Source organism: Micromonospora sp. WMMB482 (assembly GCF_019038635.1).
Taxonomy (GTDB): Bacteria; Actinomycetota; Actinomycetes; order Mycobacteriales; family Micromonosporaceae; genus Micromonospora; species Micromonospora marina.
Genome location: NZ_JAHOPD010000020.1, coordinates 3,125,300 through 3,138,892, shown reverse-complemented (window position 1 = coordinate 3,138,892; position 13,593 = coordinate 3,125,300). Strand labels below are relative to the sequence as shown.

Genomic DNA, 13,593 nt, shown 5'->3' with positions numbered 1-13,593 from the left:
ACGGGTTCGCGTCAGCGGCGGCGGACGCGGTGCAGGCGGAACGGCTTGCGGACGTCCCGCACCACAGGGGCCGGCCGGGGCTGCTCGCTCAGCGAGCCGTCCGGCAGGTCGGCGCCGGTGACAGCGGTGCCGTCGGGCGCGAGCCGGTTGAGCGCGCACCCCTGCGTCGCCCACCGCTCCACCAGCTCGGCGGCGGAGCCGGAGGCGTTGAGCCGCTTCGCCGCGACCAACGGCGCGGCGGTGTCCCACTCGTCGGTGCCCGGTCGCAGCCGGGTCACCCGCGCCGGCCAGGTGACGATCCGCCCGCCGTGGTCGCCGCGCAGGGTCACGTCGGCCGTGTCGCTGTCGGCCAGCCCGGGTGCGGTCTGCTCACCGGGGCCGGTGACCACGAGAAGGGTGCCCTCAAGCGGCAGGCACCACAGCGCGTACGCCGGACCGCCACCGGTGCTCACCCAGCACACCGCGGCCTTCTTCACCGCCTCGTCCACCAGCGGCGGCGTCACCCGCTCGTCCACCTCGTCACTCACCCCGCCATCCTCTCCCATCCCACCCCGCAGCGGTCAGCCGATGAACGGGGGGACGGTGATCTCGCCTCGGGCCACCGGCATGACCTGGCCGGACACGGTCGCGCCCACCGCCAGTCCACCGGACGCGGTCACCGTGCAGTCGAGCGTCGACGGGCGGTTGATCTCGATGCCCTGCCGGACCGTGTACGTGGAGCGCCCGTCGCCGGGCAGCAGGCCGCTGGCGACCAGCCACACGCCCAGTCCCAGAGCGGCCGAACCGGTCGCCGGGTCCTCCGGCACGCCGAGCCCCGGAACGAAGACCCGGGCGTGCGCGGTTTGCGAACCGGGCTCCCAGGAGAAGAGGCTGACGTGCTCCACTCCGTACCGCTGCGCCGCAGTCGTGTTCAACCGTGCCCGGGCCACCGCGTCCGGGCGTACCGGAAGGTAGGGGAATTCGAGGCCGCACCCGGCGACGCGTGGTGGCGGGCCGACGTAATCGGGGCCGGTGAGGCCGACCATCTCCAGCAGCGGCTCCGGGTCGAGTTCCGGGCCGAGCGTGGGCGTGCCGCCGGTGAGCGTCGCGCCGGTGGCTGTGACCTCGATCGGCAGGACGCCGGCGCCGCACTCCTGGGTGACCCGGCCCGCGTCGAAGACGCCGCGCCGGCTCGCCGTCACCGCGGCGCCGACGCTCGGGTGCCCGGCGAAGGGCAGCTCGTCGGCCGGGGTGAAGATCCGGGCCCGGTAGGTGGCGCCCACCTGCGTCGGCGGCAGCACGAAGACCGTCTCGGACAGGTTGAACTCCAGCGCGAGCGCCTGCATCTGCTCGGTGGCCAGCCCTTCCGCGCCGAACACCACGGCCAGCGGGTTGCCGGCGAACGGGCGGTCGGTGAAGACGTCCACGATCTCGTAGCCCAAGGTCGACATGTTGTTAGAGAGTAGGCCCTTAGGCTGGTGGCCGTGAGCACGCCGAACCGGGTCTACCTCGCTCGACTCGCCGGAGTCGCCGTCTTCGACCCGAACGGCGACCAGGTCGGCCGCGTCCGGGACGCGGTGGCCCGGATGCGCGCGACCCAGCGACCGCCGGAGGTGGTCGGCCTGGTCGCCGAGATGCCGATGCGACGGCGCATCTTCCTGTCCATCAACCGGATCACCTCCATCGACCCCGACGCGGTGGTGCTCGGCAGCGGCACGCTCAACCTGCGTCGGTTCGAGAAGCGCCCGAACGAGTTGCTGGTGCTCCAGGAGTTGCTGGACCGCCGGGTCCAGCTCGACAGCGGGCAGGCCGGCTCGGTGGTGGACGTGGCGATGGAGTGCAGCCGCGGCGGCGAGTGGGCGCTGAGCCGCGTCGCAGTGCGCGAGCACACCGGCCGGCTCACCCGTCGCGGCCACCTCCACCAGGTCGACTGGGACCGGGTCCGCGGGCTGGGCGCGGTCGGCGACAACCGGGGTACGGCGAACCTGCTCGCCGTCCTGGAGGACATGCGCCCGGCCGACCTCGCGAACGCCCTCCAGGATCTGCCCGACGCCCGGCGTAACGAGGTGGCCGCCGCGCTCGATGACGAACGCCTGGCCGACGTGCTCAGCGAGCTGCCCGAGCACGACCAGGTGGAGATCCTGGCCGCGCTGGACCGGGAACGCGCCGCCGACGTGTTGGAGGAGATGGAGCCGGACGACGCGGCTGACCTGCTCAACGAGCTGCCCCCGCCGGAGCAGGACGTGCTGCTGGACCTGATGGAGCCGGACGAGGCCGACCCGGTACGCCAGTTGCTGCGCTACGCCTCCGGCACCGCCGGCAGCGTGATGACCTCGGAGCCGGTGATCCTGCCGCCTGATGCCACGGTGGCCGAGGCGCTGGCCCGGATCCGGGAGCCGCAGCTCTCGCCCGCGGTGGCCGCCCAGGTCTTCGTGACCCGTGCCCCACTGACCACGCCGACCGGCCGCTACCTGGGTATGGTGCACTTCCAGCGGTTGCTCCGCGAACCGCCGGCCGATCTGCTCGGCGGCATCGTGGTCAACGACATCGACCCGCTGCGCACGTCGACGCCGCTGCCCGAGATCACCCGCCGGATGGCCACGTACGACATGGTCGGCATGCCGGTGGTGGACCGGAACAACCGCCTGGTCGGCGCGGTGACCGTGGACGACGTGCTCGACCACTCCCTGCCGCGGGACTGGCGGGACCGGGACGCGGCATTCCCCTCGTCCGCCACCCACGACGGCATCCTGGACGGCGACGATGAGTGACCAGCGACGCGGCGAGCGGCTGGACCAGCCGCGTACCCCGCGGAACCTGCGCCTGCGCCGGATCGACGCGGAGACGTTCGGCCGCTGGGCCGAGGGCATCGCCCGGGGCATGGGTACGGCGAACTTCCTCGTCTACATGACGCTGATCCTGGTGGCCTGGTTCCTGTGGAACACGCTGGCGCCGGCGGATCTGCGCTTCGACCCGTACACCTTCACGTTCCTGACCTTGATCCTCTCCCTGCAGGCGTCGTACGCGGCGCCGTTGATCCTGCTCGCGCAGAACCGGCAGGCGGACCGGGACCGGATCGCGCTGGACGAGGACCGGCGGCGGGCCACGCTCCAGAAGGCCGACACCGAGTACCTGGCGCGGGAGATCGCCGCGCTGCGGATCGCGATGGGTGACGTGGCGACCCGGGACTTCCTCCGCTCGGAGCTGACCCGGCTGGGTGAGGAGCTGGACGAGGCGGCCGAGCGGCGGCGCAAGCTGGAGCGGCGGCAGCAGGAGCGTGAGGGCCGGCGGGCGGGCGGCGAGCCGCTGGACGAGCCCCGGGACGAGCTGGACGGCGACTACGCGCGGGACGGCCGGCGCGACGCCTGACCGGCCATCGAATCGCTCACACCGCCCCCGCCAGCGGCGGTGGCCGATGACCCGCGACGTAGCATTGCGGGCATGTCAGCACCCGTCAGCACCGTCTCCGACGCGATCCAGGCCGCCCTGGCCACCGTCAACGACCCGGAGATCCGCCGGCCGATCACCGAACTCGGCATGGTCCAGTCCGCCGAGCGCGGCGAGGACGGCGTGGTCCGGGTGGAGCTGCTGCTCACCGTGGCCGGCTGCCCGCTGAAGGACAAGCTGCGCGGTGACATCACCGCCGCCGTGGGCGCCGTGCCCGGCGTGAGCGGTGTGGAGATCATCTTCGGTGTGATGAGCCCGGAGCAGCGCCAGGAGCTCCAGTCGAAGCTGCGCGGCGGCGCCACCGCCGAGCCGGTGATCCCGTTCGCCCAGCCGGGCTCGCGGACCCGCGTCTACGCGGTCGCCAGCGGCAAGGGCGGTGTCGGCAAGTCCAGCGTCACCGTCAACCTGGCCGCCGCACTGGCCTCGCGCGGTCTGTCGGTGGGTGTGGTGGACGCCGACATCTACGGCCACTCGGTGCCCCGGATGCTCGGCGCCGACGGCGCGCCGACCCGCGTCGAGGACATGATCATGCCGCCGCAGTCGCACGGCGTGAAGGTCATCTCGATCGGCATGTTCACCCCCGGCAACGCCGCTGTGGTCTGGCGCGGGCCGATGCTGCACCGGGCGCTTCAGCAGTTCCTCGCCGACGTCTACTGGGGTGACCTGGACGTCCTCCTGCTCGACCTGCCGCCGGGCACCGGCGACATCGCGATCTCGGTGGCCCAGTTGCTGCCGAACGCGGAGATCCTGGTCGTCACCACGCCGCAGGCGGCCGCCGCCGAGGTGGCCGAGCGGGCCGGCGCGATCGCGTTGCAGACCCACCAGCGGGTGGTCGGTGTGATCGAGAACATGTCCTGGCTGGAGATGCCGGACGGCTCCCGGATGGAGGTCTTCGGGTCCGGTGGCGGCGCGGCGGTGGCCGATTCGCTGACCCGGACGATCGGTGCGCAGGTGCCGGTGCTGGGGCAGATCCCGCTGGACACCCGGGTACGCGAGGGCGGCGACGCCGGTCAGCCGATCGTGCTGGCGCAGCCGGACGCCCCGGCCGCGAAGGCCATGTTCCAGGTCGCCGACCGGCTCGCGGTTCGCCGCGAGTCCCTGCTCGGCAAGCCCCTGGGCCTCAAGCCCGCCGGCCGCTGACCCGCTGACCCGCTCCCCACCGCCCCTCCCGCCGCGCGCGGGCGGGGCGGTCCCGTTTCCGGGGTCGATCATGAGGTTGACGGTCGCCGGAGCGGCGTGTCGCACCGTCAACTTCATGATCGACGGCGCAAGCGGGGCGAGGGGTGGCGTCAGGTGGCGTCGTCGTAGGACGGGCGGGGGGCCGGCGGCGCGGGGGTGGGGGTGCTGGTCGCCACGCTCGGGGTACGCAGGTCGGCGGCCTTCGCCACGTCCTTCAGCTCGTCGTGCACGCCTGTGACGTCCGAGCGCAGGTTGTCGTACATGCTCTGGAGCGGCTTGCGGATCGCCTGCTCGTCGTCCTCGCTGAGCAGGTGCTTGCGGATGAACGCCTTGGGGTGCAGATCCTCCAGCTGGATGTCCGTACCCAGCTCGCGGCTCAGGTCGCCGGTGGCGTTGCGCGCCATGTTGCGCAGGTTGCGGACCATCCGGAGGCCGTCGTTGATCACATTGGGCAGGCGATCACCGAAGATCAACAGCGCCAGGAGCAGCAGGACGCCGATCTCCCACCAGTTCAGGTTCTCGAACACCGCGGCCTCCTCGTCCGTGTCAGGGCAAGACTACGCACGTCGGGTGACCCTCGGGGAGGGGGTGACCGGTCCTCACTTCGCATCCGCGGCGAGCGTCACCGATGCGTTCTGCCGCGACGACCCGCGCCGGTACTCGACAGTCACCACGGAACCGGGCGCGTACTTGCGCACCAGGGCCACCAGGTCGGTCGGATCGGTCATCTGGTGGCGGTTCAGCCGGAGCACCACGTCCCCGGTGCGCAGCCCGGCCGCCGCCGCCGGGCCGGCCGGCTCGACCGCGTTGAGGCGTACCCCGCCGCCGGTGGCGCCGGTGCCGCCCACCTGGGCGCCGATCACCGTACGCCGGGCCTTGCCGGTGCCGATGATGTCCTCGGTGATCCGCTTCGCCTGGTTGATCGGGATGGCGAACGCGAGCCCGATGTTGCCCGCCTCCTGCCCGTCGGCCACCAGCGACTTGATCGTCGAGTTCACCCCGACCACCCGCCCGGCGCCGTCCACGAGCGGACCACCGGAGTTGCCGTGGTTGACAGCGGCGTCGGTCTGGATCGCCGCGTAGTAGCGGGTCGGCCCGCCCGGCTCGCCGGCCTGCATGGTCCGGTCCAGCGCGCTCACGATGCCGGCGGTGACGGTGTTGGCGAGCGACAACGGCGACCCGATGGCGAGCACCGGGTCACCGACCGCGAGCGCGTCGGAGTCGCCGAACTGCACCGGCGTCAGCCCGCTGCGCGAGACCTTGATCACGGCGAGGTCCGACTCCGGGTCCTGCCCGACCACTGTGCCGGCGGCCGTGCTGCCGTCGTTGAACACGACGGTGGCCCTGCCGGTCCCGTCGGCGACCACGTGGTCGTTGGTGACGATGTGGCCCTCGCCGGTCACCACGAAGCCGGAGCCCTCGCTGGTGCCGCCGAGGCTGACCACCCGGATCGTGACCACGCTGGGCAGGACCCGCTCGGCGACCCCGGCCAGTGACTCGGGCTTGCGCTGGGCCAGCGCCGGGGCCTGCCCGCTCTGCGCGCCGATCGTCGGCACGGCACCGCCGCGAAGGAAGGCGTACGTCAGGGCGCTGCCGAGAGAACCGGCCAGCAGCGCCGTGACCAGGGAGATCAGCACCACCTGGCGCATCCCCGGCCGGGCCGGCAGATCCGGGTCGGTGACCGGTTCCGGCTCCCCCGCCCCGGGCGTCGGCGCCGCCGGGACCACCACGGCGGCGGGCGCGTACGGGTCTCGCCACGGGTCGGCCAGCGCGTCGGACCACCACGGCGACGTCGCCTGACCCGGGGCGTCCTGCGGCGGTCGCCCGGACGCCGGTCCACCCGGTGCCGGCGATCCGCCGGGCCGCCGCCAGTCCCAGCCGTCGGTCACGTCGGTGCCTCCCACTCGTCCCGCTGGCCCCGCGCCGGCGGCCGGCGGAGCCGGACGACAGTGACGCGCGGGACACATCCAGGATTACACGGATGGCGCGAACGGGGTCAGGGGTTGCCCTCCGTGAGCACTGCACGGCGGACTCGCGGCTGCGCCGGTACCGGCCCGCCTCTACGCTCACAGTGCATACCGCCCCTCGCACCAGTCCGCCCCTCGGAGGTGTCCCATCGCCACGGTCGCCGGTCACGGCAGTTCGACGGCCCAGGCGCTTCACTTCGCCGAGTCTTTCGTCACCGAGGATCTCGTGCTGCGCACGGCCCGCGCCCTCGCCCACGAGGTGGGGGTGGAGGCGGTCACGCCCGGGTCGGGCGCCGCCCTGCGGCTGCTCGCCGCCGCCGGCAACGCCCGGGCCGTGGTGGAGATCGGCACCGGCACCGGGGTGAGCGGCGTGTGGCTGCTGCGCGGCATGCGCCCCGACGGCGTGCTCACCACGATCGACGTCGAGGTCGAATACCAGCGCATCGCCCGGCGGCTGTTCCAGGAGGCGGGCTTCCCGTCGGGGCGTACCCGGATCATCACCGGCCGGGCCCTCGACGTGCTGCCCCGGCTCGCGGACGGCGCCTACGACCTGGTGTTCGTGGACGCGGTGTCGACCGGCTTCGCCGCGTACGTGGACGCGGCGCTGCGGCTGCTGCGCCCCGGCGGCGTGCTCGCGCTCAACGGCGCGCTGGCGGCCGGCCGGATCGGCGACCCGGCCGCGCGGGACGTCGAGACCGTCACCGTGCGGGAGACCATCAAGGCGATCCGCGAGTCGGAGCACTGGGTGCCCGCGCTGCTTCCGGTCGGCCACGGCCTGCTCGCCGCGGTGAAGGCCTGACCGGCCTGATTCAGCCCAGCGTGCCCTGCACGCCTGATTCAGCCCAGCGTCGCCAGCCAGCGCAGCAGCCCGCGCACGCCCCAGCCGGTGGCACCCTTGACCAGCTCACCGTGCGTGTCGTCGGACCACGACGGCGCGGACATGTCCAGGTGCGCCCACCTGTCCCGCAGGTCGCCGGTGAACTCCCGCAGGAACAGCGCGGCGACCACCGAGCCGGCCCCCTGCGCCGGGGAGCTGTGCAGGTCGGCGATCTCGCTGGCCAGGTATTCGACGTAGTCGTCCGCGAGCGGCATCCGCCAGGCCCCCTCGCCCGCCGCGGTGATCGCGTCGAGCAGGCCGGCCGCGAGCGCGTCGTTCTCGCTGTAGAGCGCGGCGTGCCGCTTGCCCAGGGCCACGGCGTTCGCGCCGGTCAGCGTCGCCAGGTCGATCAGCAGGTCGGGCTTCAGCTCGCGGGCCGCGTACGCCAGCGCGTCGGCGAGCACCAGCCGGCCCTCGGCGTCGGAGTTGGTGCTCTCGCTGGTCAGCCCGCCGTAGTGCCGGATCACGTCGCCGGGGCGGAACGCCGAGCCGCTGACCATGTTCTCGGCGAGCGGGGCGAGCGTGGTGACCCGGACCGGCAGGCGCAGTTCGGCGGCGCCGAGCGTCGCGGCGATCACGGCGGCGGCACCGGCCATGTCCTTGCGCATGAGCTTCATCGCCGGCACCGGCTTGATCGAGATGCCGCCGGTGTCGAACGTGATGCCCTTGCCGACGAGCACCACGTGGGTCCGCGCGCCCTCCGGCCGCCAGTCCAGCTCCACCAGGCGCGGGCCGCTCGCGGAGCCGCCGCCGACGGCCAGCAGACCGCCGAAGCCCCCGGCCGCCAGCTCCTCCGGGCCGCGTACCCGCAGGTGCAGGTCGGGGTGCCCGGACGCAGCCTCGGCGACCTGCGCGGCGAACCACTCCGGGTTCTTGGTGGACGAGGGCATGTTGGTCAGGTCGCGGGCGAGCCGGGTCGTCTCGGCGGTGGCCCGGGCGGCGTCGAGCGTGCCGACGAGAGCGTCCGGGTCGTCGACGAGGACCGACACCTCGGCCAGGGCGGGACGTCTGCCGGCCTCGGTGAGGCGGAAGCGGTACGAGCCGAGCAGCAGCCCCTCGGCGAGGCCACGCAGCGCCGCCGCCGCTCCGGCGGGAAGCGCGATGGTGATCTGCGTCTCATCCTTCGCCGCGCGGGCCAGAGCCGCTCCGGCGGTGCGCCAGCCGCGCTCGTCGCCGCCACCGACACCCAGCAGCCACAGCCGCGCTGGAGAGCCGCCGGGACGCAGGTGCTCGCGTACCTCGCCGGCCGCGCCGGTGAGACGGGTGGCGGGCAGGACGGCGGCGGCCTCGGCCGGGATGTCGGCGTCGAGCGCCACGGCGGTCGGGACCAGTCGGGCCGGGGAGTCCGGGGAGTCCGGCGGGGCCAGGGATTCCGGCGAGTCCGGCCCTGCGGGACGGACGGGCAGGACGAGAGCGTCGGGCCCCGCGGGCCCACTCACCAGACGAATGACCAGCACGCTGGACCGTACCTCCGAAATGGGTTGAACGGGCGCATTCCATCACGCACCCGTCGAGGAAATACCCTGAGCCACCGGGCATCCCGGTGGCTCAGGGTAGGACGAACCGCCCGCACGGCGGACGCCGCGCGGGACACTCCTCGAATCAGCCCGCAGCCGCCTTCAGCGCGTCACCGAGCGCGGTGGCCTCGTCGGGAGTCATCTCGACGACGAGCCGGCCACCACCCTCCAGCGGGACTCGCATGACGATGCCCCGGCCCTCCTTGGTGACTTCCAGCGGACCGTCGCCCGTCCGCGGCTTCATCGCCGCCATGTTGTCTCCCCTCAGACCTACACCAGGGTCGGTGAGTTGCCCCACAGCCACTTCGCCATCGCCATCCGCAACCGTCGCGGAAGGCTCGACCAACGATTTTCCCTGATGAACACCGCCGGACCCAAACCGAAGCAGCATTGATGTAACAGCATCTAGCTTATCTTGGATAGGCCTGTCACAATGTGCGGTCATGCAGGCACGGTCGGCACTCTTCGACCTGTACGGCGACCACCTCCGGGCCCGGGGTGGCCGCGCACCGGTCGCCGCCCTGGTCAAGCTGCTCGCCCCGCTCGGGATCGCCCCACCGGCGGTACGCACCGCGGTCTCCCGGATGGTCCGCCAGGGCTGGCTGGAACCACTCCGGCTCGCGTCCGGACCGGGATATTCGATCACCCCGAAGGCGGCTCGTCGACTCGACGAGGCGGCGTCCCGGATCTACCGGACTGGGCGGCACAGCTGGGACGGACGGTTCGACCTCCTGGTGCTCACCGCGCCCTCCTCCCGCCGGGACCGGCAGCGGCTCGCCGCGAACCTCGCCTTCCTCGGCTACGGCACGCTCGACGACTGCACCTGGGTGGCCACCCGCCCGGGCGAGGACGTCGACCTGCTGCTCGACGAGGCGGGCGTGCGCTACGAGCGGTTCACCGCCGCGCACGCGGCCGGCACCCCCGGCGCGATGGGCGTGGTCCGCCGTGCCTGGAACCTGGCCGAGATCGGGCGGGCGTACGAGCGGTTCGTCGCCGAGCAGAAGCCGCTGCTCTCCGGCGTCACGGTCCGCAGCAGCGAGGAGGACGCGTACGCGGCCCGGTTCCGGCTCGTGCACGCATGGCGTACGTTCCTGTTCCGGGATCCGCAACTGCCCCCGGCACTGCTGCCCGAGCGCTGGCCGGGCACCAGCGCGGCCAGTTTCTTCGACCGGCACGCGGCCCGGCTCCGGCCGGCCGCCGACCGGTACGTCGAACAGTGCCTCGACGCCGGCAACCGCCTCGCCCGACAGAAGGGTCGTTAGAACGTGACCGAGCCGCTCCTCGTCGACCGCACCGACGCCGTCGTCACCCTGACGCTGAACCGCCCGACGGCGATGAACTCGCTCGACGTGGCGCTCAAGGAGGCGCTCCGGGACACGCTGGCCGAGCTGGAGACCGACCGGTCCTGCCGGGCGGTCGTGCTCGCCGGCGCGGGCGGCTCGTTCAGCGCCGGGCAGGACCTGCGCGAGCACGTGCGGACGCTGGAGACCTCGGGCGCCGACCCGCTGGGCACCGTGCGGGCGCACTACAACCCGATCGCCGCCCGGCTGGCCAACCTGCCCAAGCCGGTGGTCGCCGCGGTGCGCGGGATGGCCGCCGGGGCGGGCGCCTCGCTGGCGTTCCTGGCCGACTTCCGCATCGGCGGCCCGAAGACCCGGTTCCTGATGGCGTTCGCCGGGGTGGGCCTCGCCGCCGACACCGGCGCCTCCTGGACGCTGCCCCGGCTGGTCGGCCACGCCAAGGCCGTCGAGCTGCTGATGCTCGCCGAGCCGGTCGGCGCCGAGGAAGCCTGCCGGCTGGGCCTGCTGACCAGGCTGGTGGACGACGACGAGCAGGTGCTCCCGTCCGCGCAGGAACTGGCCGCCCGGCTCGCCGCCGGCCCGACCGTCGCGTACGGGGCGATCAAGCGTCAGCTCTCCATCGCCGACGCGGGCACGCTCGCCGACGCGCTGGCCGCCGAGGCGCAGGCCCAGGCGATCTGCGGCGCCACCGCCGACCACCGGGCCGCCACGATGGCGTTCGTCGACAAGCAGAAGCCGGTCTTCGAGGGCCGCTGACCGCGCCGGCCGGGCCCGGAGGGTTCAGTCGTCCTCTTCCGGATCCTGGTTGGCCTCGACGCCGAGCACGAACGCCTGCATGGCCAGCTCGTCGCCGTACGGCGAGACGAACGCCGGCAGCTCCCGCGGGCCCAGGTCCTGCACGTAGGACCAGAAGATCCGGACCGCCTCGGCGCGCGACGCGGCCTCGATCGGCAGGTCCAGGCTGACCAGCCAGGTGCTGCGGGCGGGCGGCGGACCGAGCCGGTCGGCCAGCGACCGCCAGCGGGCCGGGTCGAGCGCCACGACCGGGCCGTCCGGCGCCGGGCCGTCGACCGGCACCGGCTCGTCGAGCACCCGCCGGGTGTACGCGACCACGAGCGACCCGGCCACCGCGTCGGACTGCGGATCGTCCGGGTCCTCCCGGGTCTCGGACGACGCGAGCGCGACCCGGCCGAGCGCGACCAGGCGCAGCGGCTCGTCGACGAGCACTGCCACCCGGTCACCGGGCCGAGGGCGGACCAACTCGGACAGCCCGGTCAGCTCCAGCGCGTCGTGGTGCACCAGCCGCTCGGCCTCGAAGCGCTCGGCGGGCAGCAGCACCGCCCAGGCTCCGGTCGTGGTCGCACCGTCTGTCGTCCCGGTCGTACGCGGCTCGGTGTCGGTCATGCCCCAATCCCATCACGCCGGAGGTGGCGCGCTCCGTCACACCCCGGCCCGGTCACCGCTCACGTGGCACTCGGCCAGGTGGTCGTCGACCATGCCGGTGGCCTGCATCAGCGCGTAGGCGGTGGTGGGGCCGACGAACCGGAAACCCCGCTTCTTGAGCGCCTTGGCCATCGCCACGGACTCCGGGCTGGTGGCCGGCACCTCGGCGAAGGACCGGGGACGCGCGGCCCGGGGCGGGGGCGCGAAGGACCAGAGCAGCGCGGAGAGGCCCTCGGGCAGCTCCGACGCGGCCCGGGCGTTGGCGACCGCCGCCTCGATCTTGGCGCGGTTGCGGACGATTCCGGCGTCGGCCATCAGCCGGGTCACGTCGGCCTCGCCGTAGCGGGCCACCGATTCGATCCGGAAGCCGGCGAAGGCGTCCCGGAACGCCTGCCGCTTGCGCAGGATGGTCAGCCAGGACAGGCCGGACTGGAACGCCTCCAACGTCAGCCGTTCGTAGAGCGCGTCGTCGCCGCGCAGCGGCCGGCCCCACTCCTCGTCGTGGTAGACGGCGTAGTCGGGGGTGCTCGCCCCCCACGCGCAGCGCGGCAGCCCGTCGGGGCCGGTCACCAGGTCAGTCACGGCGTCCACGATAGGCCGGGCCACCGACAGCCCTGCCGCGCCGACCGCCGGTCAGGGCAGGCGACCCTGCTCGACCAGCCGGGCGAACTTCTTCAGCGCCTGGGTGAGGCTGAACTTCGAGCCGGGCCAGAGCACCGGCCAGGCCACCCGGCCGGCCGGTCCGCCCGGCAGGTGGAACCACTCGTGCCAGACCACCTGCGTGCGGTCGCGGTCCATCGGGGTGCAGCGCAGCACGCCGGGGCCGCGCAGCAGCTTGCCGCAGTGCACCACGCCGACCTCGTACGGCGCGTCGACCCGGACCACCCGCATCTCGTCGCGGAGCACGGCCGGACCGAGCGCGGTGACCGCCTCGACCAGGCTGCCCTCGCCGCCGTCGCCCTCGACCACCCGGACCCGGGTCAGCGGGATCCAGTCCGACTGCCGCTCCCACGCGGTGAGGGCGGCGAACACCCGGTCGGCCGGAGCTTCGACGATCACCGTGGCGGTGACCTCGGCGGCGCCGCGGCGGGACGCCTCGGCGAAGTCGTCGGCCGCCCGGCCGGCGCCGGTCACGCCGACTCCGAGCGGACCACCGAGCCGCGCTCCCGGTCGTCGTCGGCGCGGTCCGGGCCGGCGGCGATCCCGTTCGCCGGGGAGACGGTGTCCTCGGTCGCCGCGGCGGCGGGGGCCTCCGCCACGCCCGCCTCGGCCGGGGCGCGTTGCGGCTGCCCGTCGGCATCGGTGCGTTCCGGCTGCCCGTCGGTGCCGGGCCGGGCCGGCGGCTCGGGCGCGGACAGGTCGATCACCACCGGCTCCGGGGTGGACGGGCCGGGCGCCCGCTCGGTCTCGGGGCGGGTCGCGGCGGCCTCCTCGCGCGCCCGGCGCAGCGCGTCGGCGTCCTCGATGCGCCCGTCCCGCAGGGCCGCGTTCTCCGCCTCCAGGACGCCGATCAGCTCGGTCTTGTAGCCGATGTCGTACGCCGCCCGGCGCAGCGCCGCGTCGACCTGGCTCATCCGGTAGCCGCGCAGCGCCGTGTCGAAGCGGACGTCGGACACGTCCGACTCGTCGAGCGGACGGCTGCCGGGCAGGGGCACGGCCCGCCCGTCCGGCTCGGCCGGCGTGAGGCCCGGATCCTTGCCGGAGACGAGCACCGTCACCCCGAACACCACAGCCGCGACGGTCAGCACGACGACCAAGAGGAGCAGAACCTCACCCATGCACAGATCGTGGCATGCGGGCCGGGATCGGGCGAGCCCTCCGAGACGTCCGGTCGATAAATGCCTGCGGCTCGCGGGACCGGCACGGGGGGCGCGGGCGGGACC

Annotated in this window: 16 protein-coding genes; 6 read left to right on the top strand and 10 right to left on the bottom strand. The window is 73.8% G+C overall.

Annotation, left to right across the window (positions count from 1 at the left end; genetic code table 11):
• Positions 1 to 11 precede the first annotated feature (11 nt).
• Both KSK32_RS15915 and KSK32_RS15910 read right to left on the bottom strand, forming a co-directional pair.
• Positions 12 to 545, bottom strand: coding sequence for a hypothetical protein (locus KSK32_RS15915; protein WP_216931924.1), 534 nt, complete (start codon positions 543 to 545; stop codon positions 12 to 14).
• Positions 546 to 560: 15 nt separating this feature from the next.
• Entirely contained in the window at positions 561 to 1,430 is an 870-nt protein-coding gene (locus KSK32_RS15910; RefSeq protein ID WP_216931923.1) for a PhzF family phenazine biosynthesis protein, read from the bottom strand.
• A gap of 33 nt (positions 1,431 to 1,463) precedes the next feature.
• On the opposite strand from KSK32_RS15910, the gene KSK32_RS15905 reads away from it, so the two are divergent.
• From KSK32_RS15905 to KSK32_RS15895, 3 genes are all read left to right on the top strand, one after another.
• Positions 1,464 to 2,750, top strand: a complete 1,287-nt coding sequence (locus tag KSK32_RS15905) for a magnesium transporter MgtE N-terminal domain-containing protein (RefSeq protein ID WP_216931922.1) — start codon at positions 1,464 to 1,466, stop codon at positions 2,748 to 2,750.
• Positions 2,743 to 3,348 carry a DUF1003 domain-containing protein gene (locus KSK32_RS15900; RefSeq protein WP_216931921.1) on the top strand — a complete coding sequence of 202 codons (606 nt, stop codon included), beginning with the start codon at positions 2,743 to 2,745 and terminating at the stop codon, positions 3,346 to 3,348. Before KSK32_RS15905 ends, KSK32_RS15900 begins: the two co-directional genes overlap by 8 nt.
• A gap of 72 nt (positions 3,349 to 3,420) precedes the next feature.
• Positions 3,421 to 4,566 carry an Mrp/NBP35 family ATP-binding protein gene (locus tag KSK32_RS15895; protein WP_216931920.1) on the top strand — a complete coding sequence of 382 codons (1,146 nt, stop codon included), beginning with the start codon at positions 3,421 to 3,423 and terminating at the stop codon, positions 4,564 to 4,566.
• 149 nt (positions 4,567 to 4,715) lie between these two features.
• On the opposite strand, the gene KSK32_RS15890 is transcribed toward KSK32_RS15895, so the two are convergent.
• Both KSK32_RS15890 and KSK32_RS15885 read right to left on the bottom strand, forming a co-directional pair.
• A complete protein-coding gene (locus KSK32_RS15890) occupies positions 4,716 to 5,132 on the bottom strand; it encodes a preprotein translocase subunit TatB (RefSeq protein ID WP_216931919.1) in 417 nt (138 codons plus the stop codon).
• A 72-nt stretch (positions 5,133 to 5,204) separates the two neighbouring features.
• Positions 5,205 to 6,509 (bottom strand): S1C family serine protease, encoded by a 1,305-nt coding sequence (locus KSK32_RS15885; RefSeq protein ID WP_216931918.1) that lies wholly within the window; start codon positions 6,507 to 6,509, stop codon positions 5,205 to 5,207.
• A 211-nt stretch (positions 6,510 to 6,720) separates the two neighbouring features.
• Between KSK32_RS15885 and KSK32_RS15880 the strand changes: the two genes are divergently transcribed.
• Positions 6,721 to 7,371 carry an O-methyltransferase gene (locus KSK32_RS15880; RefSeq protein ID WP_081636063.1) on the top strand — a complete coding sequence of 217 codons (651 nt, stop codon included), beginning with the start codon at positions 6,721 to 6,723 and terminating at the stop codon, positions 7,369 to 7,371.
• 38 nt (positions 7,372 to 7,409) lie between these two features.
• On the opposite strand, the gene KSK32_RS15875 is transcribed toward KSK32_RS15880, so the two are convergent.
• Positions 7,410 to 8,906 (bottom strand): M17 family metallopeptidase, encoded by a 1,497-nt coding sequence (locus KSK32_RS15875; protein ID WP_216931917.1) that lies wholly within the window; start codon positions 8,904 to 8,906, stop codon positions 7,410 to 7,412.
• A gap of 145 nt (positions 8,907 to 9,051) precedes the next feature.
• A complete protein-coding gene (locus KSK32_RS15870) occupies positions 9,052 to 9,219 on the bottom strand; it encodes a DUF3117 domain-containing protein (protein WP_013283866.1) in 168 nt (55 codons plus the stop codon).
• A 190-nt stretch (positions 9,220 to 9,409) separates the two neighbouring features.
• Between KSK32_RS15870 and KSK32_RS15865 the strand changes: the two genes are divergently transcribed.
• Positions 9,410 to 10,228 (top strand): PaaX family transcriptional regulator C-terminal domain-containing protein, encoded by an 819-nt coding sequence (locus tag KSK32_RS15865; RefSeq protein ID WP_216931916.1) that lies wholly within the window; start codon positions 9,410 to 9,412, stop codon positions 10,226 to 10,228.
• A gap of 3 nt (positions 10,229 to 10,231) precedes the next feature.
• Entirely contained in the window at positions 10,232 to 11,023 is a 792-nt protein-coding gene (locus KSK32_RS15860) for an enoyl-CoA hydratase/isomerase family protein (RefSeq protein WP_216931915.1), read from the top strand.
• A 24-nt stretch (positions 11,024 to 11,047) separates the two neighbouring features.
• Here the strand turns inward: KSK32_RS15860 and KSK32_RS15855 are convergent, their stop codons facing one another.
• Genes KSK32_RS15855 through KSK32_RS15840 form a run of 4 tightly spaced genes read right to left on the bottom strand, consistent with a single transcriptional unit; the run spans position 11,048 to position 13,488 of the window.
• Positions 11,048 to 11,671: a hypothetical protein gene (locus KSK32_RS15855; RefSeq protein WP_216931914.1), complete on the bottom strand. Its 624-nt coding sequence runs from the start codon at positions 11,669 to 11,671 to the stop codon at positions 11,048 to 11,050.
• Between the two features lie 36 nt (positions 11,672 to 11,707).
• Positions 11,708 to 12,292, bottom strand: a complete 585-nt coding sequence (locus KSK32_RS15850) for a DNA-3-methyladenine glycosylase I (protein ID WP_216931913.1) — start codon at positions 12,290 to 12,292, stop codon at positions 11,708 to 11,710.
• A 51-nt stretch (positions 12,293 to 12,343) separates the two neighbouring features.
• A complete protein-coding gene (locus KSK32_RS15845; RefSeq protein ID WP_216931912.1) occupies positions 12,344 to 12,844 on the bottom strand; it encodes an SRPBCC family protein in 501 nt (166 codons plus the stop codon).
• Positions 12,841 to 13,488 (bottom strand): DivIVA domain-containing protein, encoded by a 648-nt coding sequence (locus KSK32_RS15840; RefSeq protein ID WP_216931911.1) that lies wholly within the window; start codon positions 13,486 to 13,488, stop codon positions 12,841 to 12,843. The genes KSK32_RS15845 and KSK32_RS15840 overlap by 4 nt, the downstream gene beginning before the upstream one ends.
• Positions 13,489 to 13,593 lie beyond the last annotated feature (105 nt).

Coding starts and splice junctions, on each gene's coding strand:
- KSK32_RS15915 (WP_216931924.1), bottom strand. CDS start 545: ATGGGAGAGGATGGCGGGGTGAGTGACGAGGTGGACGAGCGGGTGACG.
- KSK32_RS15840 (WP_216931911.1), bottom strand. CDS start 13,488: ATGGGTGAGGTTCTGCTCCTCTTGGTCGTCGTGCTGACCGTCGCGGCT.
- KSK32_RS15895 (WP_216931920.1), top strand. CDS start 3,421: ATGTCAGCACCCGTCAGCACCGTCTCCGACGCGATCCAGGCCGCCCTG.
- KSK32_RS15910 (WP_216931923.1), bottom strand. CDS start 1,430: ATGTCGACCTTGGGCTACGAGATCGTGGACGTCTTCACCGACCGCCCG.
- KSK32_RS15855 (WP_216931914.1), bottom strand. CDS start 11,671: ATGACCGACACCGAGCCGCGTACGACCGGGACGACAGACGGTGCGACC.
- KSK32_RS15900 (WP_216931921.1), top strand. CDS start 2,743: ATGAGTGACCAGCGACGCGGCGAGCGGCTGGACCAGCCGCGTACCCCG.
- KSK32_RS15870 (WP_013283866.1), bottom strand. CDS start 9,219: ATGGCGGCGATGAAGCCGCGGACGGGCGACGGTCCGCTGGAAGTCACC.
- KSK32_RS15865 (WP_216931916.1), top strand. CDS start 9,410: ATGCAGGCACGGTCGGCACTCTTCGACCTGTACGGCGACCACCTCCGG.